This window comes from Enterobacter sp. Taxon_2 (assembly GCF_058355295.1).
This window is the reverse complement of record NZ_CM178024.1, coordinates 871,717-897,467: the sequence shown is the minus strand read 5'-3', so window position 1 is coordinate 897,467 and position 25,751 is coordinate 871,717. Positions and strand designations below refer to the sequence as shown.

At 53.7% G+C, this 25,751-nt stretch carries 22 protein-coding genes, 3 tRNA genes and 3 rRNA genes; 10 read left to right on the top strand and 18 right to left on the bottom strand.

The annotated features are described in order from the left end of the window. Positions 1–47 precede the first annotated feature (47 nt). The gene (mltD, locus tag AC4IC4_RS04120) at positions 48–1,412 is read left to right on the top strand and encodes a murein transglycosylase D (protein ID WP_032645479.1); all 1,365 of its coding nucleotides are present in this window, start codon (positions 48–50) and stop codon (positions 1,410–1,412) included. Positions 1,413–1,464: 52 nt separating this feature from the next. Here mltD and AC4IC4_RS04115 read toward each other — a convergent pair whose 3' ends face one another. From AC4IC4_RS04115 to AC4IC4_RS04105, 3 genes are all read right to left on the bottom strand, one after another. After that, positions 1,465–2,238 carry a class I SAM-dependent methyltransferase gene (locus AC4IC4_RS04115; RefSeq protein ID WP_491472197.1) on the bottom strand — a complete coding sequence of 258 codons (774 nt, stop codon included), beginning with the start codon at positions 2,236–2,238 and terminating at the stop codon, positions 1,465–1,467. A 75-nt stretch (positions 2,239–2,313) separates the two neighbouring features. Then, positions 2,314–3,114 (bottom strand): endonuclease/exonuclease/phosphatase family protein, encoded by an 801-nt coding sequence (locus AC4IC4_RS04110; RefSeq protein ID WP_024909448.1) that lies wholly within the window; start codon positions 3,112–3,114, stop codon positions 2,314–2,316. 136 nt (positions 3,115–3,250) lie between these two features. Continuing rightward, positions 3,251–4,426 (bottom strand): MFS transporter, encoded by a 1,176-nt coding sequence (locus AC4IC4_RS04105; protein WP_491472196.1) that lies wholly within the window; start codon positions 4,424–4,426, stop codon positions 3,251–3,253. A 104-nt stretch (positions 4,427–4,530) separates the two neighbouring features. On the opposite strand from AC4IC4_RS04105, the gene yafC reads away from it, so the two are divergent. Beyond that, positions 4,531–5,436: a DNA-binding transcriptional regulator YafC gene (gene yafC / locus AC4IC4_RS04100; protein WP_491472195.1), complete on the top strand. Its 906-nt coding sequence runs from the start codon at positions 4,531–4,533 to the stop codon at positions 5,434–5,436. 29 nt (positions 5,437–5,465) lie between these two features. Here yafC and dkgB read toward each other — a convergent pair whose 3' ends face one another. From dkgB to gmhB, 8 genes are all read right to left on the bottom strand, one after another. Continuing rightward, a complete protein-coding gene (gene dkgB, locus AC4IC4_RS04095) occupies positions 5,466–6,269 on the bottom strand; it encodes a 2,5-didehydrogluconate reductase DkgB (protein ID WP_048029939.1) in 804 nt (267 codons plus the stop codon). Positions 6,270–6,429: 160 nt separating this feature from the next. Beyond that, positions 6,430–6,506: transfer RNA gene (locus tag AC4IC4_RS04090), tRNA-Asp, on the bottom strand. Positions 6,507–6,562: 56 nt separating this feature from the next. After that, positions 6,563–6,678, bottom strand: a 5S ribosomal RNA gene (gene rrf, locus AC4IC4_RS04085). 72 nt (positions 6,679–6,750) lie between these two features. Continuing rightward, positions 6,751–9,655 (bottom strand): 23S ribosomal RNA (locus AC4IC4_RS04080). A gap of 170 nt (positions 9,656–9,825) precedes the next feature. After that, positions 9,826–9,901, bottom strand: a tRNA-Ala gene (locus AC4IC4_RS04075). 43 nt (positions 9,902–9,944) lie between these two features. Further along, positions 9,945–10,021: transfer RNA gene (locus tag AC4IC4_RS04070), tRNA-Ile, on the bottom strand. A gap of 70 nt (positions 10,022–10,091) precedes the next feature. Then, positions 10,092–11,631 (bottom strand): 16S ribosomal RNA (locus AC4IC4_RS04065). The 16S, 23S and 5S rRNA genes sit together here with 3 tRNA genes alongside, the layout of an rRNA operon. Before the next feature lie 368 nt (positions 11,632–11,999). Continuing rightward, complete coding sequence (gene gmhB, locus AC4IC4_RS04060; protein WP_029741186.1) at positions 12,000–12,566, bottom strand: D-glycero-beta-D-manno-heptose 1,7-bisphosphate 7-phosphatase; 567 nt, start codon at positions 12,564–12,566, stop codon at positions 12,000–12,002. A 188-nt stretch (positions 12,567–12,754) separates the two neighbouring features. Between gmhB and metN the strand changes: the two genes are divergently transcribed. From metN to proS, 6 genes are all read left to right on the top strand, one after another. Continuing rightward, positions 12,755–13,786, top strand: coding sequence for a methionine ABC transporter ATP-binding protein MetN (gene metN, locus AC4IC4_RS04055; protein WP_491472194.1), 1,032 nt, complete (start codon positions 12,755–12,757; stop codon positions 13,784–13,786). After that, on the top strand, positions 13,779–14,432 hold the full coding sequence (locus AC4IC4_RS04050; RefSeq protein WP_014168730.1) for a methionine ABC transporter permease MetI: 654 nt from the start codon (positions 13,779–13,781) through the stop codon (positions 14,430–14,432). The genes metN and AC4IC4_RS04050 overlap by 8 nt, the downstream gene beginning before the upstream one ends. 40 nt (positions 14,433–14,472) lie before the next feature. Continuing rightward, positions 14,473–15,288, top strand: coding sequence for a methionine ABC transporter substrate-binding lipoprotein MetQ (metQ, locus tag AC4IC4_RS04045; RefSeq protein ID WP_014168729.1), 816 nt, complete (start codon positions 14,473–14,475; stop codon positions 15,286–15,288). Between the two features lie 106 nt (positions 15,289–15,394). Then, the gene (gene rcsF, locus AC4IC4_RS04040; protein ID WP_032649711.1) at positions 15,395–15,799 is read left to right on the top strand and encodes an Rcs stress response system protein RcsF; all 405 of its coding nucleotides are present in this window, start codon (positions 15,395–15,397) and stop codon (positions 15,797–15,799) included. Further along, positions 15,796–16,503 carry a tRNA (N6-threonylcarbamoyladenosine(37)-N6)-methyltransferase TrmO gene (gene tsaA / locus AC4IC4_RS04035; RefSeq protein ID WP_032649713.1) on the top strand — a complete coding sequence of 236 codons (708 nt, stop codon included), beginning with the start codon at positions 15,796–15,798 and terminating at the stop codon, positions 16,501–16,503. Before rcsF ends, tsaA begins: the two co-directional genes overlap by 4 nt. A 112-nt stretch (positions 16,504–16,615) precedes the next feature. Beyond that, the gene (gene proS / locus AC4IC4_RS04030) at positions 16,616–18,334 is read left to right on the top strand and encodes a proline--tRNA ligase (RefSeq protein ID WP_491472193.1); all 1,719 of its coding nucleotides are present in this window, start codon (positions 16,616–16,618) and stop codon (positions 18,332–18,334) included. 47 nt (positions 18,335–18,381) lie between these two features. Here proS and nlpE read toward each other — a convergent pair whose 3' ends face one another. From nlpE to AC4IC4_RS04015, 3 genes are read right to left on the bottom strand one after another with little or no spacing between them, the layout of a single operon-like run. Further along, on the bottom strand, positions 18,382–19,080 hold the full coding sequence (nlpE, locus tag AC4IC4_RS04025; protein ID WP_491472192.1) for an envelope stress response activation lipoprotein NlpE: 699 nt from the start codon (positions 19,078–19,080) through the stop codon (positions 18,382–18,384). 34 nt (positions 19,081–19,114) lie between these two features. Further along, positions 19,115–19,537 carry an alternative ribosome rescue aminoacyl-tRNA hydrolase ArfB gene (arfB, locus tag AC4IC4_RS04020; protein ID WP_032649720.1) on the bottom strand — a complete coding sequence of 141 codons (423 nt, stop codon included), beginning with the start codon at positions 19,535–19,537 and terminating at the stop codon, positions 19,115–19,117. Further along, complete coding sequence (locus AC4IC4_RS04015) at positions 19,534–20,079, bottom strand: YaeQ family protein (RefSeq protein WP_023310470.1); 546 nt, start codon at positions 20,077–20,079, stop codon at positions 19,534–19,536. Before AC4IC4_RS04015 ends, arfB begins: the two co-directional genes overlap by 4 nt. A 196-nt stretch (positions 20,080–20,275) precedes the next feature. On the opposite strand from AC4IC4_RS04015, the gene AC4IC4_RS04010 reads away from it, so the two are divergent. Together AC4IC4_RS04010 and rof are read left to right on the top strand one after the other, a co-directional pair. Next, a complete protein-coding gene (locus AC4IC4_RS04010) occupies positions 20,276–20,476 on the top strand; it encodes a YaeP family protein (RefSeq protein ID WP_008501889.1) in 201 nt (66 codons plus the stop codon). Further along, positions 20,463–20,723: a Rho-binding antiterminator gene (gene rof / locus AC4IC4_RS04005; protein ID WP_024907532.1), complete on the top strand. Its 261-nt coding sequence runs from the start codon at positions 20,463–20,465 to the stop codon at positions 20,721–20,723. Before AC4IC4_RS04010 ends, rof begins: the two co-directional genes overlap by 14 nt. A 28-nt stretch (positions 20,724–20,751) precedes the next feature. Here the strand turns inward: rof and tilS are convergent, their stop codons facing one another. The 4 genes from tilS to accA all read right to left on the bottom strand — a co-directional run bounded on the left by tilS (position 20,752) and on the right by accA (position 25,747). Beyond that, positions 20,752–22,041, bottom strand: a complete 1,290-nt coding sequence (gene tilS, locus AC4IC4_RS04000) for a tRNA lysidine(34) synthetase TilS (protein WP_491472191.1) — start codon at positions 22,039–22,041, stop codon at positions 20,752–20,754. Between the two features lie 58 nt (positions 22,042–22,099). Then, positions 22,100–22,489, bottom strand: a complete 390-nt coding sequence (locus AC4IC4_RS03995; protein ID WP_023334583.1) for a VOC family protein — start codon at positions 22,487–22,489, stop codon at positions 22,100–22,102. Between the two features lie 65 nt (positions 22,490–22,554). Continuing rightward, complete coding sequence (locus tag AC4IC4_RS03990; RefSeq protein ID WP_491472190.1) at positions 22,555–24,687, bottom strand: lysine decarboxylase LdcC; 2,133 nt, start codon at positions 24,685–24,687, stop codon at positions 22,555–22,557. A gap of 100 nt (positions 24,688–24,787) precedes the next feature. Next, a complete protein-coding gene (gene accA / locus AC4IC4_RS03985; protein WP_023310466.1) occupies positions 24,788–25,747 on the bottom strand; it encodes an acetyl-CoA carboxylase carboxyl transferase subunit alpha in 960 nt (319 codons plus the stop codon). Positions 25,748–25,751 lie beyond the last annotated feature (4 nt).

Below are 25,751 nucleotides of genomic sequence, written 5' to 3'. Positions count from 1 at the left end.
TTTCGCCGTTATTATCGCTCGTCTTTTAAGCAACTATTGACACACACATGAAGGCAAAAGCGATATTACTCGCCTCTGTCCTGCTTGTAGGTTGCCAGTCGCAGAACGGCAGCAACGTACAACAGCACGCACAGAGCCTTTCTGCAGCTGGTCAAGGGGAAGCAGGGAAGTTTGCAAGTTCGGCGCGCTGGATGGACGATGGAACATCTTTCGCGCAGGATCAAGACTTGTGGACCTCTATTGGCGACGAGCTAAAGATGGGAATTCCGGAAAATACCCGGATTCGCGAACAGAAACAGAAGTATTTAAGTAATAAGAGCTATCTCCACGATGTAACGTTACGGGCAGAGCCGTATATGTACTGGATAGCCGGGCAAGTTAAGAAACGTAACATGCCTATGGAGCTGGTACTCCTACCCATAGTGGAGAGCGCTTTTGACCCACACGCGACGTCTGGCGCCAATGCCGCAGGCATTTGGCAGATCATTCCGAGCACCGGGCGAAACTATGGTCTGAAACAGACCCGCAACTATGATGCGCGTCGCGATGTTGTCGCTTCAACGACAGCCGCTCTCGACATGATGCAACGTCTGAACAAGATGTTTGACGGTGACTGGCTGTTAACGGTCGCAGCATACAATAGCGGCGAAGGTCGTGTACTGAAGGCAATGAAAGCGAATAAAGCACGGGGTAAATCCACCGATTTTTGGTCGCTCTCACTGCCACAGGAAACAAAGATTTACGTACCGAAAATGCTGGCATTGAGCGATATTCTCAAGAACAGCAAGCGTTACGGTGTACAACTGCCAACACCAGACGAAAGTCGTGCACTGGCGCGTGTTCGCCTCAGCAATCCGGTTGATATTCAACAGGTTGCTGATATGACGGGTATGTCGGTAAGTAAATTGAAAACCTTTAATGCTGGCGTTAAAGGCTCAACCCTGGGGGCAAGTGGCCCGCAGTATGTAATGGTTCCGCAGAAACATGCTGAGCAGTTACGTGAGTCTTTAGCTTCGGGTGAAATCGCCGCCGTTCAGTCAACGCTGATCGCGGATGTCTCATCAGTTAACAGCCGCAGTTATAAGGTTCGTTCAGGTGATACGCTTTCGGGCATTGCGTCACGTCTTGGCGTGAATGCGAAAGATCTGCAGCAGTGGAATAACCTGCGCAGCTCCGGCCTGAAAGTGGGTCAGACTCTGACGGTAGGCGCAGGTAGCAGCGCACAGCGTCTCGCCAGCAACAGCGATAGCATTACCTATCGCGTGCGCAAGGGCGATTCACTGTCCAGTATCGCAAAACGACACGGCGTGAACATCAAGGATGTGATGCGCTGGAACAATGATACTGACAATCTGAAACCTGGCGACCAGCTAACGCTGTTTGTGAAGAACAGCGCGACGCCAGACTCCTGATAGCACGATCGAAAGATAAAAAGGCACCGATTCCCCTCGGTGCCTTTTTTGTTTATCCCGCTTTTTGCGCTTCAGCCATGATGGTATCGCTGGTAAACGAACCATCGTCCTGCAGTTCAAAGTATGCCTTTACCTCTGCGGACGCACTCTCCTGATACAGCCTGATTGCCTGGCTTAATGCTTCCGGGGTGCGCATACGCGCGATCCACGAGCTGAACTCAAGCGGTAAGCGGTCTGTAATCAACGCACGCGCGATCAGCCCCGCTTCAGTGATAAATGACAACCACTCACCGCTGGCGTAGTTTTGCACATGCGAGGTGTCGCGCAGCGCTTCCACCGTCTGCAGCCAGATATTGCGTACCGGATGTCCAGGAGACATCACATCCATAATAATGAAGATGCCGCCCGGCTTCAGAACACGTTTGACTTCGCGTAATGCCTGGCCAACATCATGCCAGTGGTGCGCGGAGTAACGGCTGATCACCACCTCAAACGACGCATCATCAAAAGGTAATGATTCGGCATAGCCCTGACGCGTATCAATGTTGTCCAGCCCCTTCGCTTTCGCCGCCTCAGCAACGACGTCCAGCATCTGGCTTGATAAGTCATACGCGGTAACGTGCGCGACATGCTGTGCAGCCGTAAAGCTGGCATGCCCTGCCCCGCAGCCTAAATCCAGCACGTGGGCCAGCGGGAATGCCGCCAGACGTTCACCGAGACGCACCAGATCGCGGCCAGAAGCATGCACGGCGCTGCTCAGATAGGCATTTGCCTGAGAACCAAACTGTTTTTCTACGTTGTCATGATGGGAGTGTGTTGTTGTCATCGTACTGTCCTTTGTGAGTGGAAAATAAAGGGCAGCACCCGCGCAGGCCTGCCCCACGGCAGACCTGACACACCATTATTTATCAGGTTTGCCGGGACTGAATTCAACTAGTAGAGGGTTATGATCCGAGGCGCGCGTCACCAGAACAGAGGCGTCATGCACGCTCAAACCACGATAGAAGACAAAGTCGAGAGGACGACCAAAGGCTTTTTTGCGCTGGTCATCGCTAAAACGAACTTCACGCAGCGACATTTCGCGCGCAAAGCGATACAGCGCATTCATGCGTGGACGGCTCCAGGCATTGAAATCGCCTGCCATAATAATGGGTCCGCTGTGATGCGCTATCTGATCGCCAATGGGAAGTAACTGCTTACTGTAGACATCCACGCCCAGGCTGAAGTTTACCGCGTGGATATTCACGACCATCAACATACGGGTATCCGGCAGCGGATAGACCGTCACCAGCGCCGATTTTGCCAGACGCAGAATAGGTTCACGTTCGCGCAGAGGACAGCAATAGACCGGATGTGCTGCTGAAAGCGTCATCACGCCTGAGGGGTGTTGTGGCAGAACAAATGCAGGCACCTGGTCGGCGGCAAGATAGTTCGTGGTGGCAAACCGGACCAGCTCAGGGGTGGTTTGCGCCTCCTGGAGCAGAACCAGATGGGCATCTTTGCCAAAATTCTTGAGGACCGATAACCACTCTGCACGCTGCTGCTTAAAGATATTCCACACCAGCACACGGATTTTTTCATCGCTGCTTAACGGAGTGCCGGCGGGTAATGCCTGGCTTATGCTCGCAAATGACCCCGGAGGCAAGATCCTCTCCGCGGGCATTCCGGCAACATAACGCATGGCATAGGTATTTTTTCGCACTTTTGGAAACAGCCTCTGTAACATGAACCAGCCCGGAAAACGGACTGGTTCTAATGTTATAGGGACTTTAGGTCATACTTTCAACGCAATTTCTGAGAAACCGCTTTCCAGTTTTGTAAGCAAGCACTTACTGTTTTTATCCCAGCGCGACACGAGCGGGTTTATCAAGACGTCCACTCAGGCCAATCAACAGGAAGGCGACCAGGACAATCACCGCGCCAATCCATGGAGTCTGAGTTAATCCAACATGCTCTACGGTTTGTCCGCCAATGATGGAGCCCAGCGCGATGCCGATATTAAATGCGGCAATGTTCAGACCCGATGCCACATCCACTGCATTTGGCGTATAGATCTCGGCTTTCTGGACAACGTAAACCTGAAGACCAGGCACATTACCAAAGGCAAAGATCCCCATGACCAGCACCGTGACCAGCGCGGCGTAGTGTAGCGAAGCCGTGAACTGGAAAATCATCAGCAGAACAACCAGGGCGGCGAAGATGAATTTCAGCGCCGGTACCGCACCATGCTTATCCGCAAGCTTGCCGCCCCAGATATTGCCAATCGCAACGGAAATACCGTATCCCAGCAAAATCCAGCTCACGGCATTGGGGGAGAAGCCTGCCAGGTCCTGCATCATCGGTGCCAGGAAGGTGAAGGCGGTGAATACGCCGCCATAGCCCAGTGCCGTGACCGCATAGATGATCAGTAAGCGCGGATGCGTGAGCACCTTCAACTGATCGCGCAGGCTGGAGCTGGCCCGGCCAGGAATATTCGACGGTACCAGCAGCAGACTGGTCACCAGGGCAATGACGCCCAGTAAGGAGACGGCCAGGAAAGTTTCACGCCAGCCGAAGTGCTGTCCGATAAACGTGCCCAGCGGTACGCCCGTAACGAGAGCAACGGTCAGTCCGCCAAACATGATCGCAATGGCAGACGCCGCTTTCTCTTTGGGTACCAGGCTGGTTGCAATAGTGGAACCAATCGAGAAGAACACCCCGTGTGCAAGGCCGGTCAACAGACGAGCGATGACCAGCGTGGTGTAGTCCGGTGCCTGCCAGGCCAACACGTTGCCGGCGGTGAACAGCACCATCAGCGCGACTAACAGCTGCTTACGCGGAAAACGTCCGGTCAGGGCCGTCAGCACGGGCGCACCGACGGCGACGCCCAGGGCGTAGATGGACACCAGCAGCCCGGCGGAGGGCAACGAGATCGCAAGCTGGTTAGCAATAGTGGGAACCAGCCCCACGATAACAAATTCGGTCGTGCCAATTGCAAAGGCACTGATCGTCAGGGCAAGAAGCGCCAGTGGCATAAAATACTCCGTATCATCAGGATTAAGATGACAGGCAGTATGCGCCAGTGCTTAAATAACAAAAATGGTCAAAATATCAATAGAATTTTGCGGGTGGTGCAACAATGAAAGCAACGTCAGAAGAGCTGACAATTTTTGTCGCCGTCGTTGAAAGCGGCAGCTTTAGCCGCGCGGCCGAACAGCTGGGACAGGCTAACTCAGCCATCAGCCGCTCGGTAAAAAAGCTGGAGATGAAGCTTGGGGTGAGTCTGCTCAATCGAACGACGCGGCAGCTGAGCCTGACGGAAGAAGGAGAGCGTTATTTTCGCCGCGTGCAGTCGGTACTGCAGGAGATGGCTGCAGCGGAGACGGAGATTATGGAGACCCGCAGCACGCCGCGTGGGTTACTGCGCATTGATGCGGCCACGCCGGTGGTGCTTCACTTTCTGATGCCGCTGATTAAACCTTTCCGCGAACGTTATCCGGAGATGACGCTCTCTCTGGTCTCCTCAGAGACGTTTATCAACCTCATCGAGCGTAAAGTGGATGTGGCTATCCGGGCAGGAACCCTGACCGATTCAAGCTTGCGTGCCCGCCCGCTGTTTGCCAGCTACCGCAAAATTATCGCATCACCAGAGTATATTGCTGAACATGGTAAACCGGAGACGGTTGAAGAACTGAAGCAGCATCTGTGCCTGGGCTTTACGGAGCCGGTGTCACTGAACACCTGGCCTGTCGCCTGTCATGATGGTCAACTTCATGAAATTACCTGCGGATTATCCTCAAACAGCGGGGAAACATTGAAGCAGCTATGCCTTACCGGGAATGGCATCGCCTGTTTATCGGATTACATGATTGATAAAGAAATTGCGCGCGGTGAACTTGTGGAGTTAATGGCCGATAAGCGTCTGCCGGTAGAGATGCCTTTTAGCGCGGTGTATTACAGTGACAGAGCGGTAAGCACGCGCATACGGGCCTTTATTGACTTCCTGAGTGAACATGTAAAAACAGCTCCCGGAGGAGCTGTGTGAGGGTTCAGGTTACAGAGGGTGGGTAAAACTTAATCCCAGTGAGGGGCTAAGCCTTCCGGGCTGACCAGGCGATCGTTGCACTCCAGGGCTGCGATCGCTTTTTTATCGTCAGCATCCAGGTGAAGATCCGTTGCTAACAGGTTGCTCGCCAGGTTTTCACGCTTAGTTGATGATGGGATCACGGCATAACCTTCCCCCATTGCCCATGCCAGAATCACCTGCGCGGCAGTCGCGCTATGTTTCTCAGCGATACGCGTAATCACTTCATCTTTCAGCGCTTTACCGTAGGCCAGCGTCATGTATGAGGTGATGTGGATCCCGTGCTGTTTTGCCCAGTCCACGACTTTGCGGTTTTGCAGGTATGGAGACAGTTCAATCTGGTTGGTCGCAATATTTTCTGCACCAACAGCAGCAATGGCTTTTTCCATCAGCGGAATGGTGAAGTTGGAGATCCCAATTTCGCGGGTTAAGCCCTGCTTTTTCGCTTCCAGCAGTGCCTGCATGAATTCTTCTACGGAGACGGCATCGTTTGGTGATGGCCAGTGGATCAGCGTCAGATCGACGTAGTCAGTACGCAGTTTTTTCAGGCTCTCTTTCAGGCTAGGGATAAGCTTGTCTTTGCTGAGATTCTCAATCCAGATTTTGGTGGTAATGAACAGCTCATTACGCGGTACACCGCTCTCTTCGAGAGCTTGTCCAACGGCAGCTTCGTTTTCATAGATCTGCGCCGTATCAACTGCGCGATAGCCCAGTTCGAGTGCGGTTTTCACTGATGCGATAACAACGTCGTCTTTCAGGCGGAATGTGCCCAGACCAAATGCAGGGAGAGTCATAATTTTCCTCAATCGTTATGTTCGTAAACTGAGGACGATTATCGCTGGCGGTGTTATAGAGAAAAAGATCGTAAAACGCAGAGGATTTTTGCTGATTTCGCAATAATTAAACGTCAGATAAGAAAAAAGCCCTGAGCGTTAACTCAGGGCTTTTAATAAGTGGCGGAACGGACGGGACTCGAACCCGCGACCCCCTGCGTGACAGGCAGGTATTCTAACCGACTGAACTACCGCTCCACCGAAGACTGCTTGTAACCACCGGATTAATGCACCGGCTTACTACTTAATTTGATGCCTGGCAGTTCCCTACTCTCACATGGGGAGACCCCACACTACCATCGGCGCTACGGCGTTTCACTTCTGAGTTCGGCATGGGGTCAGGTGGGACCACCGCGCTAAAGCCGCCAGGCAAATTCTGTTAATCTGTATCAAGGCTGAATTTTGATTGTTCGTCTCTTCGCCGAAACAGCTTCGGCGTTGTAAGGTTAAGCCTCACGGTTCATTAGTATCGGTTAGCTCAACGCATCGCTGCGCTTACACACCCGACCTATCAACGTCGTCGTCTTCAACGTTCCTTCAGGAGACTTAAAGTCTCAGGGAGAACTCATCTCGGGGCAAGTTTCGTGCTTAGATGCTTTCAGCACTTATCTTTTCCGCATTTAGCTACCGGGCAGTGCCATTGGCATGACAACCCGAACACCAGTGATGCGTCCACTCCGGTCCTCTCGTACTAGGAGCAGCCCCCCTCAATTCTCCAGCGCCCACGGCAGATAGGGACCGAACTGTCTCACGACGTTCTAAACCCAGCTCGCGTACCACTTTAAATGGCGAACAGCCATACCCTTGGGACCTACTTCAGCCCCAGGATGTGATGAGCCGACATCGAGGTGCCAAACACCGCCGTCGATATGAACTCTTGGGCGGTATCAGCCTGTTATCCCCGGAGTACCTTTTATCCGTTGAGCGATGGCCCTTCCATTCAGAACCACCGGATCACTATGACCTGCTTTCGCACCTGCTCGAGCCGTCACTCTCGCAGTCAAGCTAGCTTATGCCATTGCACTAACCTCCTGATGTCCGACCAGGATTAGCTAACCTTCGTGCTCCTCCGTTACTCTTTGGGAGGAGACCGCCCCAGTCAAACTACCCACCAGACACTGTCCGCAACCCGGATCACGGGTCTACGTTAGAACACCAGCCATTAAAGGGTGGTATTTCAAGGATGGCTCCACGCAGACTGGCGTCCACGCTTCAAAGCCTCCCACCTATCCTACACATCAAGGACCAGTGTTCAGTGTCAAGCTATAGTAAAGGTTCACGGGGTCTTTCCGTCTTGCCGCGGGTACACTGCATCTTCACAGCGAGTTCAATTTCACTGAGTCTCGGGTGGAGACAGCCTGGCCATCATTACGCCATTCGTGCAGGTCGGAACTTACCCGACAAGGAATTTCGCTACCTTAGGACCGTTATAGTTACGGCCGCCGTTTACCGGGGCTTCGATCAAGAGCTTCGCGTTGCCGCTAACCCCATCAATTAACCTTCCGGCACCGGGCAGGCGTCACACCGTATACGTCCACTTTCGTGTTTGCACAGTGCTGTGTTTTTAATAAACAGTTGCAGCCAGCTGGTATCTTCGACTGATTTCAGCTCCACCCGCAGGGGCTTCACCTACATATCAGCGTGCCTTCTCCCGAAGTTACGGCACCATTTTGCCTAGTTCCTTCACCCGAGTTCTCTCAAGCGCCTTGGTATTCTCTACCTGACCACCTGTGTCGGTTTGGGGTACGATTTGATGTTACCTGATGCTTAGAGGCTTTTCCTGGAAGCAGGGCATTTGTTACTTCAGCACCGTAGTGCCTCGTCATCACACCTCAGCGTTAAAAGGTACCGGATTTACCTGGAACCTCCGCCTACATGCTTAAACCGGGACAACCGTCGCCCGGCTAACATAGCCTTCTCCGTCCCCCCTTCGCAGTAACACCAAGTACAGGAATATTAACCTGTTTCCCATCGACTACGCCTTTCGGCCTCGCCTTAGGGGTCGACTCACCCTGCCCCGATTAACGTTGGACAGGAACCCTTGGTCTTCCGGCGAGCGGGCTTTTCACCCGCTTTATCGTTACTTATGTCAGCATTCGCACTTCTGATACCTCCAGCATGCCTCACAGCACACCTTCAACGGCTTACAGAACGCTCCCCTACCCAACAACACCTAAGTGTCGCTGCCGCAGCTTCGGTGCATGGTTTAGCCCCGTTACATCTTCCGCGCAGGCCGACTCGACCAGTGAGCTATTACGCTTTCTTTAAATGATGGCTGCTTCTAAGCCAACATCCTGGCTGTCTGTGCCTTCCCACATCGTTTCCCACTTAACCATGACTTTGGGACCTTAGCTGGCGGTCTGGGTTGTTTCCCTCTTCACGACGGACGTTAGCACCCGCCGTGTGTCTCCCGTGATAACATTCTTCGGTATTCGTAGTTTGCATCGGGTTGGTAAGCCGGGATGGCCCCCTAGCCGAAACAGTGCTCTACCCCCGAAGATGAGTTCACGAGGCGCTACCTAAATAGCTTTCGGGGAGAACCAGCTATCTCCCGGTTTGATTGGCCTTTCACCCCCAGCCACAAGTCATCCGCTAATTTTTCAACATTAGTCGGTTCGGTCCTCCAGTTAGTGTTACCCAACCTTCAACCTGCCCATGGCTAGATCACCGGGTTTCGGGTCTATACCCTGCAACTTAACGCCCAGTTAAGACTCGGTTTCCCTTCGGCTCCCCTATACGGTTAACCTTGCTACAGAATATAAGTCGCTGACCCATTATACAAAAGGTACGCAGTCACACCACGAAGGTGCTCCCACTGCTTGTACGTACACGGTTTCAGGTTCTTTTTCACTCCCCTCGCCGGGGTTCTTTTCGCCTTTCCCTCACGGTACTGGTTCACTATCGGTCAGTCAGGAGTATTTAGCCTTGGAGGATGGTCCCCCCATATTCAGACAGGATACCACGTGTCCCGCCCTACTCTTCGAGTTCACAACCTGTGTGTTTTCGTGTACGGGAGTATCACCCTGTACCCTGCGACTTTCCAGACGCTTCCACTAACACACAAGCTGATTCAGACTCTGGGCTGCTCCCCGTTCGCTCGCCGCTACTGGGGGAATCTCGGTTGATTTCTTTTCCTCGGGGTACTTAGATGTTTCAGTTCCCCCGGTTCGCCTCGTTAACCTATGTATTCAGTTAACGATAGTGCAACGAATTGCACTGGGTTTCCCCATTCGGACATCGCCGGGTCAAAGGTTCATATCACCTCGCCGGCGCTTTTCGCAGATTAGCACGTCCTTCATCGCCTCTGACTGCCAGGGCATCCACCGTGTACGCTTAGTCGCTTAACCTCACAACCCGAAGATGTTTCACTTCTGATTGCGAAAATTTGAGAGACTCGAACACACCTTAAAGATGTGTCGTTTCAATTTTCAGCTTGATCCAGATTTTTAAAGAGCAAAACTTCGCAGTGCACCTTTTCAGGTTCACTCTGAAGTTTTCTTGGGTTTGCAGTAAAAGATGGTGGAGCTATGCGGGATCGAACCGCAGACCTCCTGCGTGCAAAGCAGGCGCTCTCCCAGCTGAGCTATAGCCCCATCGTTTTGCAATCTCTGTACCGCTCATCCTTTAAAAGGAGTTTGGTAGGCCTGAGTGGACTTGAACCACCGACCTCACCCTTATCAGGGGTGCGCTCTAACCACCTGAGCTACAAGCCTGCAGAGATTTTTTACTGCTGTTTTTCATCAGACAATCTGTGTGAGCACTGCAAAGGCAGGTTCTTTAAGGTAAGGAGGTGATCCAACCGCAGGTTCCCCTACGGTTACCTTGTTACGACTTCACCCCAGTCATGAATCACAAAGTGGTAAGCGCCCTCCCGAAGGTTAAGCTACCTACTTCTTTTGCAACCCACTCCCATGGTGTGACGGGCGGTGTGTACAAGGCCCGGGAACGTATTCACCGTAGCATTCTGATCTACGATTACTAGCGATTCCGACTTCATGGAGTCGAGTTGCAGACTCCAATCCGGACTACGACGCACTTTATGAGGTCCGCTTGCTCTCGCGAGGTCGCTTCTCTTTGTATGCGCCATTGTAGCACGTGTGTAGCCCTACTCGTAAGGGCCATGATGACTTGACGTCATCCCCACCTTCCTCCAGTTTATCACTGGCAGTCTCCTTTGAGTTCCCGGCCGGACCGCTGGCAACAAAGGATAAGGGTTGCGCTCGTTGCGGGACTTAACCCAACATTTCACAACACGAGCTGACGACAGCCATGCAGCACCTGTCTCAGAGTTCCCGAAGGCACCAAAGCATCTCTGCTAAGTTCTCTGGATGTCAAGAGTAGGTAAGGTTCTTCGCGTTGCATCGAATTAAACCACATGCTCCACCGCTTGTGCGGGCCCCCGTCAATTCATTTGAGTTTTAACCTTGCGGCCGTACTCCCCAGGCGGTCGACTTAACGCGTTAGCTCCGGAAGCCACGCCTCAAGGGCACAACCTCCAAGTCGACATCGTTTACGGCGTGGACTACCAGGGTATCTAATCCTGTTTGCTCCCCACGCTTTCGCACCTGAGCGTCAGTCTTTGTCCAGGGGGCCGCCTTCGCCACCGGTATTCCTCCAGATCTCTACGCATTTCACCGCTACACCTGGAATTCTACCCCCCTCTACAAGACTCTAGCCTGCCAGTTTCGAATGCAGTTCCCAGGTTGAGCCCGGGGATTTCACATCCGACTTGACAGACCGCCTGCGTGCGCTTTACGCCCAGTAATTCCGATTAACGCTTGCACCCTCCGTATTACCGCGGCTGCTGGCACGGAGTTAGCCGGTGCTTCTTCTGCGGGTAACGTCAATCGCTGTGGTTATTAACCACAACGCCTTCCTCCCCGCTGAAAGTACTTTACAACCCGAAGGCCTTCTTCATACACGCGGCATGGCTGCATCAGGCTTGCGCCCATTGTGCAATATTCCCCACTGCTGCCTCCCGTAGGAGTCTGGACCGTGTCTCAGTTCCAGTGTGGCTGGTCATCCTCTCAGACCAGCTAGGGATCGTCGCCTAGGTGAGCCGTTACCCCACCTACTAGCTAATCCCATCTGGGCACATCTGATGGCAAGAGGCCCGAAGGTCCCCCTCTTTGGTCTTGCGACGTTATGCGGTATTAGCTACCGTTTCCAGTAGTTATCCCCCTCCATCAGGCAGTTTCCCAGACATTACTCACCCGTCCGCCACTCGTCACCCAAGAGCAAGCTCCCTGTGCTACCGCTCGACTTGCATGTGTTAGGCCTGCCGCCAGCGTTCAATCTGAGCCATGATCAAACTCTTCAATTTAAGTTTGATGCTCGTGAATTAAACTTCGTAATGAATTACGCATGTTCACTCAGAGACTTGGTATTCATTTTTCGTCCGAGGACGTTAAGAATCCATGTCACTTTGAGTGCCCACACAGATTGTCTGATAAATTGTTAAAGAGCAGTGCAACGCGGCTTTCGCTCACCGTTGCGAGGTGGCGTATATTACGCCTTCCTCTTTCAGAGTCAACCCGTTATTTCAGGATTTTTTCTCTTCAACCGACCGGGTTGTTTGTGAAGTGATTCACATCCGCCGTGTCGATGGAGGCGCATTATAGGGGGCCGCCGAGGAATGACAAGCGGAAAAATGCATTTTTATTTCAACCGCTCATCTTTTCGCCAAAAAGGCTATTTTTGGTGCTTTTTAATCTCTTTTGGCAGATCGGCCAGACTATTAATCACCCAATCCGCTGCATTTTCTGCTTCTGGCGTTACTGGCTTACCGGTGCGGACTAATATTTTGGTCCCTACACCCGCTGCTGCTGCTGCCTGCATATCTTCCAGTTTATCGCCCACCATATAAGAAGCAGACATATCAATGTGCAGGAACTCCTGCGCAGAGATGAACATCCCCGGATGCGGCTTACGGCAGTCGCAGGTCTGGCGATACGCTTCTACCGTTCCCTGCGGGTGGTGCGGACAATAATAGATGCCGTCGAGATCCACGCCGCGGTCGGCCAGCGACCAGTCCATCCATTCCGTCAGCGTCTCGAACTGCGCTTCGGTGAATTTACCGCGTGCAATACCGGACTGGTTCGTTACAACTACCAGCGCATAGCCCATCTCTTTCAGCTGGCGCATGGCATCTATTACGCCCTCGATAAACTCGAACTCATCAATCTCATGGACATAACCGTGATCCACATTAATAGTGCCGTCACGATCGAGAAAAATTGCGGGTACTGATTTTGCCACCGGTTTGCTCCTGAAAAAGGCATGTTCGACTAGTATCTCATGAATCGCAGCGCAATAAAGTGCTCATCGTACAGAGTTGGATTGATTTAGACGTCTGGATGCCTTAACATCCGTTTTGTTTACGGTCATCACCCGTATCTGGCAGAAGAAAATGCCACGGCTAACTTACATACGATAAAAATAATCTAATGATTAAACTTTCCAATATCACCAAAGTGTTCCAGCAGGGGAACCGAACCATTCAGGCGCTGAACAACGTCAGTCTGCATGTTCCTGCTGGTCAAATTTATGGCGTCATTGGCGCATCGGGTGCAGGTAAAAGCACGCTGATCCGTTGTGTTAACCTGCTTGAGCGCCCAACCCAGGGCAGCGTAGAAGTTGGCGGCCAGGAACTTACCGCCCTTTCAGAAAAAGAACTCACCAAGGCGCGTCGTCAGATTGGCATGATTTTCCAGCACTTTAACCTGCTGGCCTCCCGCACCGTGTTCGGCAACGTTGCCTTACCGCTTGAGCTGGATAACACGCCGAAAGAAGAAGTGAAGCGTCGCGTCACCGAGTTGCTCGACCTCGTGGGTCTGGGCGATAAACATGATAGCTACCCGGCAAATCTGTCCGGTGGGCAAAAACAGCGTGTGGCCATTGCCCGCGCGCTGGCAAGCAATCCTAAGGTACTGCTGTGTGATGAAGCCACCAGCGCACTGGATCCGGCCACCACGCGTTCGATTCTGGAACTGCTGAAAGACATTAACCGTCGCCTGGGCCTGACGATCCTCCTTATTACGCACGAGATGGACGTGGTGAAACGCATCTGCGACTGCGTGGCGGTCATCAGCAACGGTGAACTGATCGAGCAGGACACGGTAAGTGAAGTGTTCTCGCATCCGAAGACGCCGCTGGCACAGCAGTTCATCCAGTCCACCCTGCATCTGGATATTCCGGAAGATTATCTGGAGCGTTTGAAAACCGAACCTGCAACAGACAGCGTCCCGATGCTGCGCATGGAGTTCACCGGTCAGTCCGTTGACGCTCCCCTGCTTTCCGAAACCGCACGTCGCTTTAACGTGAACAACAACATCATCAGCGCGCAGATGGATTACGCCGGTGGCGTGAAGTTCGGCATCATGCTGACAGAAATGCACGGCACACAAGAAGAAACCCAGGCCGCGATTGCCTGGCTGCAAGAACATCATGTAAAAGTAGAGGTACTGGGTTATGTCTGAGCCGATGATGTGGCTGCTGGTTCGCGGCGTTTGGGAAACGCTGGCAATGACCTTTGTCTCTGGCTTCTTTGGTTTTGTGATTGGCCTGCCGGTCGGCGTATTGCTGTACGTGACGCGTCCGGGTCAAATCATTGAGAACGCGAAACTGTACCGTACGCTCTCTGCGCTGGTGAACATCTTCCGTTCAATCCCCTTCATTATTCTGCTGGTGTGGATGATTCCGTTTACCCGCGTGATCGTCGGAACGTCTATCGGTCTGCAGGCGGCCATCGTTCCGCTGACCGTGGGGGCTGCGCCGTTTATCGCCCGTATGGTGGAAAACGCCCTGCTGGAAATTCCAACCGGTTTGATCGAAGCTTCCCGCGCGATGGGCGCAACACCGATGCAGATCGTGCGCAAAGTCCTGCTCCCGGAAGCACTGCCAGGCCTGGTGAATGCGGCAACCATCACGCTCATCACGCTGGTCGGTTATTCGGCAATGGGTGGTGCAGTTGGCGCGGGCGGTTTAGGTCAGATTGGTTACCAGTACGGCTATATTGGATATAACGCTACCGTGATGAATACCGTTCTGGTATTGCTGGTTGTTCTGGTTTACTTAATCCAGTTCTCTGGCGATCGCATCGTCCGGACCGTTACTCACAAATAACGTTACACACAACACAAACTCTACGAGTTAAGGATAAAACATGGCGTTTAAATTAAAGACCTTTGCAGCAGTAGGCGCGCTGATCGGCTCTCTGGCACTGGTGGGTTGCGGTCAGGACGAAAAGGATCCAAACCACATTAAAGTGGGCGTTATCGTGGGTGCAGAACAGCAGGTTGCGGAAGTTGCTCAGAAAGTGGCAAAAGAGAAATATGGCCTGGACGTTGAGCTGGTGACCTTCAACGATTACGTTCTGCCGAACGAAGCGCTGAGCAAAGGCGATATCGACGCGAACGCCTTCCAGCATAAGCCATACCTGGACCAGCAGATCAAAGATCGTGGCTATAAACTGGTGGGTGTCGGTAACACCTTCGTTTATCCAATTGCCGGTTACTCTAAGAAAATTAAATCGCTGGACGAACTGCAGCCGGGCTCTCAGGTAGCCGTGCCTAACGACCCAACCAACCTTGGTCGTTCCCTGCTGCTGCTGCAGAAAGTGGGTCTGATCAAACTGAAAGACGGTGTTGGCCTGCTGCCAACCGTTCTGGATGTCACCGAGAACCCGAAAAATCTGAAAATTGTTGAACTGGAAGCGCCTCAGCTGCCACGTTCTCTGGACGATGCCCAGATTGCCCTGGCCGTTATCAACACTACTTACGCCAGCCAGATTGGCCTAACGCCAGCCAAAGACGGTATCTTCGTTGAAGATAAAGATTCCCCGTACGTTAACCTGATCGTGACTCGCGAAGACAATAAAGACGCGGAAAACGTGAAGAAATTCGTTCAGGCTTATCAGTCTGATGAAGTTTACCAGGAAGCCAACAAAGTGTTTAACGGTGGCGCTGTTAAAGGCTGGTAATCTCACCTCAGTGTAATATCATCAGGACGGGCTTATGCCCGTCTTGTCATTTGTGCAGTCAACTGATTCAATATCTGACGTTTTGATTATCCATTGAGGAAATATTATGCGTGCTTTACCGATCTGTCTTTTAGCACTCATGCTGAGCGGCTGTTCAATGCTAAGCAGATCTCCCGTTGAACCCGTTCAAAGCACGGCAACCCCGCCAAAAACAGAGCCTGCGAAACCAAAAGTGGTTCGCCCTGCGCCAGTTCGCATTATTACGAAAGCGGACGAACTCGTCGGTAAACCGTTCCGTGAACTGGGCGAAGTAAGCGGCGATTCCTGTCAGGCGACCAATCAGGACTCACCACCGAATATTCCGACAGCGCGTAAACGTATGCAGATCAATGCCGCAAAAATGAAAGCCAACGCGGTCCTGCTGCACAGCTGCGAAGTCACCAGCGGCACGCCGGGCTGCTACCGTCAGGCGGTTTGCATCGGTTCTGCGTTGAACATCACGGCGAAATGAGTGCATTTCAGTTCGAGCAGATAGGCGTTATCCACTCTCCCTATAAAGAGAAGTTCGCCGTCCCCCGCCAGCCCGGTCTTGTTACCAGCGGACGCGGTGAGCTTCACCTGATTGCGCCTTACAATCAGGCCGATGCGGTACGCGGGCTCGAGGCTTTCAGCCATTTATGGGTGGTATTCGTGTTTCACCAGACGATGGAAGGCGGCTGGCGTCCGACCGTGCGCCCTCCTCGTCTTGGCGGAAATGCGAGAATGGGGGTGTTTGCAACGCGCTCGACCTTCCGCCCAAATCCGGTTGGCATGTCGCTGGTTGAACTGAAAGGCATACGCTGCCAGAAAGATCGGGTGATACTGGAGTTAGGTAGCCTGGATCTGGTCGACGGCACGCCGGTTATCGACATCAAACCCTATTTGCCCTTCGCCGAAGCCCTCCCGGACGCGCGTGCAAGTTATGCTCAGGACGCACCGCAGGCGGACATGCCTGTTTATTTTACGCCTGAGATAACCGCGCAGCTCGGTCAACTGGAGAAACGCTATCCTCGCTTACGGGATTTCATCACCGAAGTTCTGGCACAGGACCCGCGTCCGGCCTACCGTAAAGAAGAGGAAGCAGGAAAATCATACGCCGTCTGGCTGCTGGATTTTAACGTTCGCTGGCGCGTCACTGGGGCAGGTTTTGAAGTGTTTGCCCTTGAACCCAGGTAATTTTGTTCTCCTCTCTTTTGGCATCTTTGCCACACTGGTAAACTAAACCACTTTTTTTGTGTCAGGCTGGTGTTTCAGCCTGTTCCAATCGTCGAAATGGAACCGTAACAACATGCGTACTAGCCAATATCTGCTCTCCACTCTGAAGGAGACGCCTGCCGACGCCGAAGTGATCAGCCATCAGCTGATGCTGCGCGCCGGGATGATCCGCAAGCTGGCCTCCGGGTTATACACCTGGCTGCCGACCGGCGTGCGCGTCCTGAAAAAAGTCGAAAACATCGTGCGTGAAGAGATGAACAACGCCGGTGCTATCGAGGTGTCCATGCCTGTGGTTCAGCCCGCTGACCTGTGGCAGGAGAGTGGCCGTTGGGAACAATATGGCCCAGAACTGCTGCGCTTCGTCGATCGCGGCGAGCGTCCGTTCGTTCTCGGCCCAACGCATGAAGAAGTCATTACCGACCTGATTCGTAATGAGCTGAGCTCTTACAAACAGCTGCCGCTGAACTTCTTCCAGATCCAGACCAAGTTCCGTGACGAAGTTCGCCCACGTTTCGGCGTCATGCGCTCTCGCGAATTCCTGATGAAAGATGCCTACTCTTTCCATACCTCTCAGGAATCCCTGCAAGAGACATACGACGCAATGTACGCGGCATACAGCAAAATCTTCTCCCGCATGGGTCTGGATTTCCGTGCTGTGCAGGCTGATACCGGCTCCATCGGCGGTAGCGCATCCCATGAGTTCCAGGTACTGGCGCAGAGCGGTGAAGACGATGTGATCTTCTCTGACTCTTCAGACTACGCGGCGAACATCGAATTTGCAGAAGCGCTGGCACCAAAAGAACCACGTGCTGCTGCAACGCAAGAGATGACGCTGGTTGATACGCCAAACGCGAAAACCATCGCCGAGCTGGTTGAGCAGTTCAACCTGCCAGTTGAAAAAACCGTTAAGACCCTGCTGGTGAAGTCCACCGAAGGGAGCGCTTATCCGCTGGTTGCCCTGCTGGTGCGTGGCGATCACGAGCTGAACGAAGTGAAAGCCGAGAAGCTGCCGCAGGTCGCCAGCCCGCTGACGTTCGCGACGGAAGCGGAAATCCGCGCTGTGGTGAATGCGGGTCCAGGTTCACTGGGTCCAGTCAATCTGCCGGTTCCGGTTGTTGTTGACCGTACGGTAGCCGCGATGAGCGACTTCTCCGCCGGTGCGAACATCGACGGTAAACATTACTTCGGCATCAACTGGGATCGCGACGTGGCGACGCCGGAAGTGGCTGACATCCGTAACGTGGTGGCAGGCGACCCAAGCCCGGACGGTCAGGGTACCCTGATGATCAAGCGCGGCATCGAAGTCGGTCACATCTTCCAGCTGGGCGATAAATACTCGCGCGCGCTGAACGCCGCCGTTCAGGGTGAAGATGGCCGTAACCAGATCCTGACCATGGGTTGCTATGGGATCGGGGTAACGCGCGTGGTAGCTGCCGCCATTGAGCAGAACTACGACGAGCGCGGCATCGTCTGGCCGGACAACATCGCACCGTTCCAGGTCGCTATTCTGCCAATGAACATGCATAAGTCTTACCGCGTGCAGGAGCTGGCCGAGAAGCTGTATGCCGAGCTGCGCGCTCAGGGTATCGAAGTGCTGATGGATGACCGTAAAGAGCGTCCGGGCGTGATGTTTGCCGATATGGAACTGATCGGTATCCCACACACCATTGTCATCGGCGACCGTAACCTCGACAGCGACGAGATTGAATACAAATACCGTCGCAGCGGCGAAAAACAGATGATCAAGACCGGCGACATTCTTGATTACCTGGTGAAAGCCATCAAAGGCTAAACAAAAAACCCCGCTCAGGCGGGGTTTTTTAATGGCGCTACGTCAGCTTATTTGCTGTTACAGTCTTTGCCCGCAATAAATTTCGCGTCTTTATCTGCCACCAGCGTTTTCACCATCTCTCCGCTATCCGGGTTTGGCTCCAGCGTAAAGTGGCCGTCAACCGTCAGCAATACCGGCTTGCTGTCATTGCCGCGCGCCACGGCGTAATCACGTTCAAGCTGCGCATTGTTTGCCACACTGATCTTCTTGCCGGTTGCGCAGTCGGTAAAGATCGCCGCATCCGCCATATAGAAGTACATCCCCCGCATTGCCATCGGTGTGGCAGGCAGGGCCGCTTTCACCGGGGCCAGCGTGTAATTGAACTGGGATTGAATAGGGTTTCCTTCGCGGTCGAGCATCTCCATGCTGTCACCTTTAGGACGGAACCAGGTTTTCTCACCGGTGGTATCGGTCAGGACCAGCTTCTCCGCCGTACGCGCCCATGTTCCATAAGTCGCAAAAGAAGAAGGCTCTTTCGCCCCCTGATAGCGCTGGTTCATTACCCAGGTACCGTCTTTTTGCAGGAACAGGGACGTTTCAATGCCTTCACAGTCCGCGCAAGGCAATACGCCACGCCAGCTCTGCTGCATCGGTTTTAATTCTTCCGTTTGCGTGGGTTGTAAAACCTGCGTTTCGGAGCGGTTGTTACACCCGAAAAGCGCAAACAGCGTACTCACTGCCAGCGCTGACCATAATGCTTTTTTCACAATGAATTCCTTATGAAAAGTGTGTTCCCTTTCGTCACTCTGTCGGGCGACGAACTTTACCGCGTAGTGCTTTCACTGTGGATTTTTGGGCCTTCGAGGACAAACGACGCTCTTTCGATGCGCGGGTTGGCCGCGTTGCCCGGCGGCTTTTTTGTACTGCCGTTAACTCTTTGATGACCGCCACCAGCCTGGCTATCGCCGCTTCCCGGTTGAGCTCCTGGCTACGGTACTCCTGGGCTTTAATCACAATCACACCATCGCTGGTGATCAGGTGGTGGCTGGCGGCAAGCAGACTTTCTTTATAATACTCTGGCAGGCTTGAGGCCCGAATGTCAAAACGCAAATGGATAGCCGTCGACGCCTTGTTCACGTGCTGCCCACCGGCCCCCTGTGCACGGATAGCGGTGATCTCCAGCTCGTTGTCCGGAATGCTGACGTTTCGGGACAAGACGATCATGAGGCCGGTTGCCACGCCGTCAAATGAATTTCCAGATTATTCTGAGAATCAGAAAGCCAGATTGCACCGTCCTGAATCGTAGCCTGCAATACCATGGTCCGGCTGGCAAACTCGCTCAGCTGCGCCAGCTGCTCATCATCCAGATACCAGACCGTAAGATTTTTAAACTGTCCACACTTGCTCTTGTTTTGCTGCCACCAGATCTCCGCAGCGCGCTGATTATACGCGAATAAGGCCACTTCAGCGGACTGGGTGCAGGCCTTCTTAATTCTGCGCTCGTCCGGCAGTCCGAGTTCGATCCACAAATCGATACCCAGATGATCGTTGCGCAGCCAGGCTTCAGGCTCGTCTTCTGCGCTTAAGCCACGGGTAAACTGCAGACGCTCGTCGGCATACTTTATCCACGCCAGCAGGCGCAGCATCATGCGCTCCTGGGTTTCGGAGGGGTGGCGTGCCAGCGTCAGCGAGGCGTCCAGGAACTGGTTGCGATCCAGATCGGCCACATTGACCACTGCTTTATAAATTGTCGCTTTCAGCGCCATGAGAGAACTCCATTCGAATCAGGCGCCCATTGTAGCGAAAACCGCGGCAAAAGGCTGTTATGGGGTGTTAAATACACCGCTATCAAGGCGCTGATATTGCTTAAATGAGTATGGTATAGTCACCTTGCTAAACCGAGTTTATCTTCGTAGGCTTAATGATATCTCACAGTAAGTCAGTGCGCTGGCGGGAGGGGATTTGAATAATTATTGTGAGTTAATTCGCAAACGGTATGCGGAAATCGCCAGCGGAGATCTGGGGTATGTCCCGGACGCGTTGGGCTGTGTATTGAAAGTGCTTAATGAAGTGGCCTCTGATGAGAGCCTTTCAGAGTCGGTCAGGGAAAAAGCAGCGTATGCTGCGGCGAATTTACTGGTGAGCGATTATGTCGATGAATGATACTTATCAACCCATCAATTGTGATGACTATGACAACCTCGAACTCGCCTGCCAGCATCATTTATTACTGACGCTGGAGCTAAAAGATGGCGAAGTGTTGAAGGCGAAAGCCAACGATCTGGTTTCACGTAAGAATGTGGAATACCTGATAGTAGAAGATGCCGGTGCGACGCGTGAGCTGCGTCTGGATAAAATAGCCAGCTTCAGCCACCCGCAAATCGGCACCGTCGTGGTGAGCGAATCCTGATGACACTAACGGGCAGCCAGGCTGCCCGTTACGCTTTCTGCCACTCAAACCTGACCCCCTCTTCCGCCCATCCCGCTTCCGTGATGAAAACCCCTGCCGCAGCGATAAGCGTTTCACCATAGAACAGCAGTGGCGTGGTGTCGCGCAGCCACGGTGGTACGTTGCACTCTTGCCATATTTTCTTCAGTTTCCGTCCGCCGTTGCGCCCGACGATGTGCAGCATGCCGCCAGCCTTAAAGCGCACGGTGACCGGTTCACCGGGCTCCGGCAGCCGCACATGACCAGACGGCAGGAGAGAGACGAGTCCAGCCTCAGCGGGCAATACCAGCGGTGCGTCAGGTGAAAGCCAGTCGAGCACCACATCGTTCAGTGAGGGCGTGGATTTTATCCACCAGAGTTCCCCTTTATAGCGTCTTACGTCAAAACCGTTCAGGTGGACGCACGGAGAAGCATCATCCCGCGCCAGCGCGACTTCGTCCCAGATACGGCTCAGCATCGCCCGCGACGGCATCGCAGCGTAATGAGAGGCCAGCCAGCGTCGTAGCAGCGCGGCGCGACGTACCGGGCTCATCGCTGTCAGCGGTGCAATGGCCAGCGCCCCGTCTTTAGAAATCAGTTCAGCCAGCTCGTCACTCAATAGCTCGTCCAGCAGAGTTTCCTGTTCGGCACACAGCATAGCGCTTCTTGCCGTCGCGTCGGCGAAATGCGGCCAGCGCTCGCTCAATAGCGGGAGGACGCGCAGACGCAGAAAGTTACGATCATACCCGTCATCCTGGTTGCTCTCATCTTCAATCCAGCTCAGCTGATGATCTCGCGCCCAGGCTTCAAGCGAGGCGCGCGTCTCGCCAAGCAGCGGACGCAGTAACGTTGTGCCGGCAAATACCGAACGCGCCGGCATGGCAGAAAGCCCCGCCGGTCCGCTTCCCCGCTTAAGCGCCAGCAGAAAGGTTTCACACTGATCGTCCAGATGCTGAGCCGTGACCAGCGCTTCTCCAGCACGTAATGCCCCAGCAAACGCGGCATAGCGGGCTTTACGCGCCTGCGCCTCAATGCCCAGCCCTTCCTCTACCAGCGTGACGCGCTCGACGAGGAGCGGGATCGCCCATGCCGCACACAAGGCTTCGCAGTGCGCCACCCACTCCTCTGCGTGAGGACTTAATCCGTGATGAACATGTATCGCCCGCAGCTGGACGTCAGGCTCCTGGTCGCGCCAACGCTTAAGACGATGGAGCAGAACGGTGGAATCCAGGCCACCGCTAAACCCCACCAGCAGCTGGCGGTACGGTGAAACGGCGTGTGCGATAGCGGGTAAGGTCATAGGGAATTACACATAAAAAATGCCCGAACTGAGCGGGCATTATCACACAGGACGAAGATTACTGCTGATAAAGCTCCAGCGGCAGGCCGTCCGGGTCGTTGAAAAAGGTAAAGCGCTTGTCGGTGAAAGGATCGACGCGGATCGCTTCACACGTCACGCCGTGCGCTTCCAGATGTTTGACTGCGCTATCCAGATCATCGACGCTGAAGGCAAGATGGCGCAGGCCACAGGCTTCCGGACGGGACGGACGCGCAGGCGGAAAAGGGAAAGAGAACAGTTCAATCACATATTGCCCGTTTAACGCCAGATCGCCCTTCCAGGAGTCGCGCTCTTCGCGGTAGGCCTCGCTCATGAGCGTAAAGCCCAGGATGTCGCAGTAGAAGGCCTTACTTTTCGCGTAATCGGTCGCAATGATCGCAATATGATGAACAGCTTTTAAACCCAGCATAGCTTCTCCTTTTTATGATGCCTGAACGTTACAACCGAAAACCCGCACCTTGCAAGCGGTCACCCTTATTTTAGGACTCGCACCCAGTAAACGCCGTTCTCATCGCGCTTCGCACCGTGAATATCCGTCTCAAAACCGGGATAGTGACGCCCTACCGAACAGAGCATCAGCAGGAAATCGAGCACGGCCCGACTCTCCTCGGTAATCATCTCTCCTGGCATCAGGAGCGGAACGCCCGGCGGGTAAGGCAGGATCATATTGGCCGATACGCGCCCAACCAGATTTTCCAGCTCAACGGTTTCGACCTCCCCTTTCACCTGGCGCTGCCAAGCCTTGTGCGGGGTTAATTTCATCTCCGGTAACACATCGAACGCCTGAAGCATCAGACGCGGCAGATCGTGCTGGCGGATCAATCTGTGGATCCCCTGGGCCAGATCCTGAATACGCATATTGCGATAGAAGTCAGGATCTTCCGCGTAGAGATCCGGCAGCATGTTCTTCACCCGCAGGTTAAGATCGTAGGCGCGCTTAAACTCCATCAGACCGCGCAACAACCCCATCGCCCGAGTTTTATCAATACCAATACTGAACAGGAACAGCAGGTTATAGGGGCCGGTTTTTTCCACCACCACGCCACGTTCATCAAGGAATTTCGCCACCAGCGCGGCCGGAATACCTTCCTCGCTCATCTTGCCCTGCTCATCCATGCCCGGCGTCAGAATTGTTACTTTTACCGGGTCGAGGAACATATGGTCGCTATCGGCATCCCGGAAGCCATGCCAGTCTTCGCCGGGCGAGACGGGCCAGCACTCCGCCTCATCAATCTCTTCCGGCTGCCAGATATCAAAGAACCAGCCGTCGGCTTCATCTTTCAGCCGCTGAACCTCTTTGCGGAAATGCAGCGCGCGCTCCACCGAACGGTTGATGAGACGTTTACCCGGGTTGCCGCGCAGCATCGCCGCGGCCGTTTCAATAGAGGCCACCAGCGGATAGCTCGGTGAAGTGGTAGTGTGCATCATAAAGGCTTCGTTGAACGTGTCTTCGTCGTACTCACCTTTGATGTGGATAAGCGAAGCCTGGGAAAATGCTGCCAGCATTTTGTGCGTCGACTGCGTTTCGAAGAATACTTTACCCGGCACGCGTTCACCGCTCATGCCGCTTTTACCTGCGTATATCGGGTGGAAGTTGGTATACGGTACCCATGCGGAATCAAAGTGGATAGACGGCACGTCCAGCGCCTTTTTGATCCAGTCTGTATTGTACAGCAGACCGTCATAGGTCGAGTTGGTGATCACCGCATGGACAGGCCAGTTCGCGCCTGGCACTGACGCGACCTTGCTTTCAATGGCTTCATGGGTGAACTCCCGGCGCGGAATGCCGCCAAGTATACCGAGCGCGTTACGCGTGGGTGACAACCAGAGCGGTACGACGTCGCTCATCATCAGCAGGTGAGCCAGCGATTTATGGCAGTTACGGTCAATCAGCAGGGTGCTGCCAGCAGGCGCGGCGTACATCCCGACGATTTTGTTCGAGGTCGAGGTGCCGTTGGTCACCATATAGCTCTGCTCTGCGCCAAAGGTGCGGGCGATATACTCTTCGGCTTCCAGATGCGGGCCGGTGTGATCCAGCAGAGAGCCTAATTCGGTGACTGAAATCGACACGTCCGCTTTCAGCGTGTTGCCACCAAAGAAATCATAGAACAGGCAGCCCACCGGGCTTTTTTGATAAGCCGTACCCGCCATATGACCCGGCGTACAGAAGGTATATTTCCCCTCCTTTACGTAGGTGAAAAGCGCCCGGGTAAACGGTGGAGTAATGTTATCGAGATATTCATTCGTGTATTGCTGAATTCGGGTCGCAATATCGTCCGCCACGCCGAGGGAATATTCAAAGAACCACAGCGCCATACGCATATCATTGGCGCTGACGTCCATGGTGGAGTGGGTATTAATAAACGCATACAGCGGGAGGTATTCGTTCAGCTTGTTGATGTCGCTGCACAGTTCGAGATCATATTCGTCCCAGTCGAAGATCACGCCGCAGATACGCGGGTTATGCTCGATGAACTTCAGCAGGTCGGCGCTGTTGTGCGGCCAGATCAGCTGATACCCGCGCGACTGCAGGGCTTGCTCCAGCTCCTTAATCGGCTCATCTTTATAAAAGACGCCGTGTGGCCCCATAACGGCAATGATATTCATGGGCTTCCTCCTTAAAAAACATTAGCTAAGCATAGTCCGGCTAAACCGCAGGTATAAAAAAAGCCGCAACAGTGTGCGGCTTTTCAGATAATTGTGAAGCTTACGCGTAACCGTAGGTCATCAGACGCTGGTAACGGCGGTTGAGCAGATCGTCTTTGCTCAGCACGTCCAGATCCGCCAGGTCAGCCAGCAGCTGCGCTTTCAGAGAAGCCGCCATTACTTCCGGCTTACGATGTGCACCACCCAGCGGTTCCGGGATGATGGAATCGATCAGCTTAAGCTCTTTCAGGCGTGGCGCAATAATGCCCATTGCTTCTGCAGCCAGCGGCGCTTTGTCGGCGCTTTTCCACAGAATGGACGCGCAGCCTTCAGGGGAGATAACGGAATAGGTGCTGTACTGCAGCATATTCACTTTATCGCCCACGCCAATCGCCAGCGCACCGCCGGAACCACCCTCGCCGATAACGGTACAGATGACCGGCACCTTCAGACGAGACATCTCGCGCAGGTTGCGCGCGATGGCTTCAGACTGACCGCGCTCTTCCGCGCCCACGCCAGGATATGCACCCGGGGTATCGATGAAGGTGATGATTGGCATGTTGAAACGCTCAGCCATCTCCATCAGACGCAGGGCTTTGCGGTAGCCTTCTGGGGCTGGCATACCAAAGTTACGACGGATTTTTTCTTTGGTTTCACGACCTTTCTGATGACCAATGATCATCACCGGGCGTCCGTCCAGACGCGCGATACCGCCAACGATAGCTTTATCGTCAGCGTATGCGCGATCGCCTGCCAGTTCGTCAAATTCGTCAAACGCCAGGCGGACATAATCCAGGGTGTACGGACGCTGTGGATGGCGAGCCAGCTGGGCCACCTGCCATGCGCCGAGATCGGCAAAGATTTTGCGCGTCAGCTCTACGCTTTTCTCGCGCAGACGATGCACTTCTTCGTCGATGTTAATATCCAGTTTTTCATCCTGACGGCTTACCGCTGTCAGAGAATCGATTTTCGCTTCCAGCTCAGCAATCGGCTGTTCGAAATCAAGGAAATTCAGACTCATAGTA

What these genes read in the sequence shown, in the direction of transcription:
- dkgB (WP_048029939.1), bottom strand. Translation starts at nt 6,269, where the DNA reads ATGACTCTCCCTGCATTTGGTCTGGGCACATTCCGCCTGAAAGACGAC.
- proS (WP_491472193.1), top strand. Translation starts at nt 16,616, where the DNA reads ATGCGTACTAGCCAATATCTGCTCTCCACTCTGAAGGAGACGCCTGCC.
- AC4IC4_RS04115 (WP_491472197.1), bottom strand. Translation starts at nt 2,238, where the DNA reads ATGACAACAACACACTCCCATCATGACAACGTAGAAAAACAGTTTGGT.
- mltD (WP_032645479.1), top strand. Translation starts at nt 48, where the DNA reads ATGAAGGCAAAAGCGATATTACTCGCCTCTGTCCTGCTTGTAGGTTGC.
- metQ (WP_014168729.1), top strand. Translation starts at nt 14,473, where the DNA reads ATGGCGTTTAAATTAAAGACCTTTGCAGCAGTAGGCGCGCTGATCGGC.
- AC4IC4_RS04015 (WP_023310470.1), bottom strand. Translation starts at nt 20,079, where the DNA reads ATGGCGCTGAAAGCGACAATTTATAAAGCAGTGGTCAATGTGGCCGAT.
- tsaA (WP_032649713.1), top strand. Translation starts at nt 15,796, where the DNA reads ATGAGTGCATTTCAGTTCGAGCAGATAGGCGTTATCCACTCTCCCTAT.
- AC4IC4_RS03990 (WP_491472190.1), bottom strand. Translation starts at nt 24,687, where the DNA reads ATGAATATCATTGCCGTTATGGGGCCACACGGCGTCTTTTATAAAGAT.
- AC4IC4_RS04050 (WP_014168730.1), top strand. Translation starts at nt 13,779, where the DNA reads ATGTCTGAGCCGATGATGTGGCTGCTGGTTCGCGGCGTTTGGGAAACG.
- rcsF (WP_032649711.1), top strand. Translation starts at nt 15,395, where the DNA reads ATGCGTGCTTTACCGATCTGTCTTTTAGCACTCATGCTGAGCGGCTGT.
- accA (WP_023310466.1), bottom strand. Translation starts at nt 25,747, where the DNA reads ATGAGTCTGAATTTCCTTGATTTCGAACAGCCGATTGCTGAGCTGGAA.
- AC4IC4_RS03995 (WP_023334583.1), bottom strand. Translation starts at nt 22,489, where the DNA reads ATGCTGGGTTTAAAAGCTGTTCATCATATTGCGATCATTGCGACCGAT.
- metN (WP_491472194.1), top strand. Translation starts at nt 12,755, where the DNA reads ATGATTAAACTTTCCAATATCACCAAAGTGTTCCAGCAGGGGAACCGA.
- yafC (WP_491472195.1), top strand. Translation starts at nt 4,531, where the DNA reads ATGAAAGCAACGTCAGAAGAGCTGACAATTTTTGTCGCCGTCGTTGAA.
- arfB (WP_032649720.1), bottom strand. Translation starts at nt 19,537, where the DNA reads ATGATCGTCTTGTCCCGAAACGTCAGCATTCCGGACAACGAGCTGGAG.
- tilS (WP_491472191.1), bottom strand. Translation starts at nt 22,041, where the DNA reads ATGACCTTACCCGCTATCGCACACGCCGTTTCACCGTACCGCCAGCTG.
- rof (WP_024907532.1), top strand. Translation starts at nt 20,463, where the DNA reads ATGTCGATGAATGATACTTATCAACCCATCAATTGTGATGACTATGAC.
- AC4IC4_RS04105 (WP_491472196.1), bottom strand. Translation starts at nt 4,426, where the DNA reads ATGCCACTGGCGCTTCTTGCCCTGACGATCAGTGCCTTTGCAATTGGC.